Source organism: Sphaerisporangium melleum, from assembly GCF_014646695.1.
GTDB classification, from domain to species: Bacteria; Actinomycetota; Actinomycetes; order Streptosporangiales; family Streptosporangiaceae; genus Sphaerisporangium; species Sphaerisporangium melleum.
In genome coordinates, this window is record NZ_BMNT01000105.1 from 465 (window position 1) to 2,239 (window position 1,775).

At 74.6% G+C, this 1,775-nt stretch carries 1 protein-coding gene and 1 pseudogene; both read left to right on the plus strand.

Annotated elements, in window-relative coordinates:
* Positions 1–399 precede the first annotated feature (399 nt).
* Positions 400–1,245: a 16S rRNA (cytidine(1402)-2'-O)-methyltransferase gene (rsmI, locus tag IEY93_RS37280; RefSeq protein ID WP_189167866.1), complete on the plus strand. Its 846-nt coding sequence runs from the start codon at positions 400–402 to the stop codon at positions 1,243–1,245.
* A gap of 123 nt (positions 1,246–1,368) precedes the next feature.
* Positions 1,369–1,775, plus strand: a pseudogene (locus tag IEY93_RS39130) (hypothetical protein); the annotation flags it as partial.

Genomic DNA, 1,775 nt, shown 5'->3' on the forward strand with positions numbered 1-1,775 from the left:
AGGGCTTCCCTGGAACGGCGGAACGAGCCGGTCGCGCACCGATCCTCGCTCTGCGGAGTCGGGCCGCGGTTCCGGCTGCTCGAAGTCCTGGTTGGGGAAGTCCGTCAGGGCCATCCGGACATCGTACGGGGCGGCTATTACGCCCAGCCTAAGAAACACCCTTTCGCCCACAATTGGGGGGCTCCCGGTAGAGAACGCCCAGCCAAGCGCGCTGCGCCCGGACGACGTCTCCGATCGCCCGTGGAACGTTCATGACCCGGGCAGCCCGGAACGGCCGGACCGCTCCTCGCAAAGGCCGGCCGGCGAGGTCGCCCGGAGCCGGGGAACGCCGCTTCGCGAAGGCCGGGAAGAGCCGGGACGAAAGGCTCGTGCGGGCCGGTGGGCCGGCCATGAGGGAGGATGGCCTACGTGGACGACAAGGGCAGGCTGGTGCTGGCGGGGGCTCCGATCGGGCGCGTGGAGGACGCCTCCGCGCGGCTGCGGGACGCGCTCGCGAGCGCCGACGTCGTGGCGGCCGAGGACACCCGCAGGCTGCGGCGGCTCGCCTCCGACCTGGGGGTGACGCTCGGCGGGCGCGTCGTGTCCTACTACGACGCCAACGAGATCGCCAGGGCGGGCGAGCTGCTCGCCGACCTGCGGGACGGCCGCACCGTGCTGGTCATCACCGACGCCGGCATGCCCGGGGTGTCCGACCCCGGATACCGGCTCACCCACCTCGCCGTCGAGGCCGGCATCCCGGTCACCGCGCTGCCCGGTCCCTCGGCGGTCACGACCGCGCTGGCGATCTCCGGCCTGCCGAGCGACCGGTTCTGCTTCGAGGGCTTCCCGCCCCGCAAGGCGGGGGAACGGGCGCGCCGGCTCGCCGCGCTGGCCACCGAGGAACGCACCATGGTCTTCTTCGAGGCGCCGCACCGGCTGCACGTGGCGCTGGCCGCGATGGCCGAGGCGTTCGGCCCCGACCGGCCCGCCGCGGTGTGCCGCGAGCTGACCAAGACCTACGAGGAGGTGCGCCGCGGCCCGCTGGCCGAGCTGGCGGCCTGGGCCGAGGGCGAGGTGCGCGGTGAGATCACCGTGGTCGTCGCCGGGTACGCGCCGAGCGACGCCGCGCCGGACATCGACGCCCTGGTGGCCGAGGTCGCCCGGCGGGCGGAGGCCGGCGAGCCGCGCAAGCAGGCGATCATCGAGGTGGCCAGGGCCGCGGGCATCCCCAAGCGCGAGCTGTACGACGCGGTCCACCGCTCCTAGCATCGCGGCCCGCCGGGGTGCCCTGGGCTTCGGGCGGCCCGAATCCTGGTGCACGGCATCCCGTATCCCGGCAAGCGAGATGATCTCTAGATGCCGGGCGTTCCGGGCGCGTAGGGTGCCCGGGTGGCCGTTCGCGACTTCCTCCCGAGATTAGCCGCACTTCTCCCGGTTCCCGCCGGGACCGCACGCCTGTCCGGCGGAGCATCGCCGCTCCTCGCCGCCGCGATCGGCGCGGCCGGGGCGGGCTCGGCCGCAGGAGGTGAGCGTGGCGGCGGTTCGAGGACGGCCGAGCCCACGCCGGCCGCCCAGGCCGAGGCCGGGGAGGCCGCCGGTGGGCTCGGTACGAAGGTGGAGACGATCGAGTCCGGCGCGACCCCGGCAGAGAGCACAGACGAGGCGCCGTCGCGGCCGTCGGTGCGCGACCGGCTGGTCCCGCCGTTCCAGGGAAGCCCCCTGTGGGGGTGGCTGGGTCCGATCCTGGTGGCGCTGTTCGGCGCGTTCCTGCGGTTCGACCGGCTCGGCACGCCCAA

What these genes read in the sequence shown, in the direction of transcription:
- rsmI (WP_189167866.1), top strand. Translation starts at nt 400, where the DNA reads ATGGCCTACGTGGACGACAAGGGCAGGCTGGTGCTGGCGGGGGCTCCG.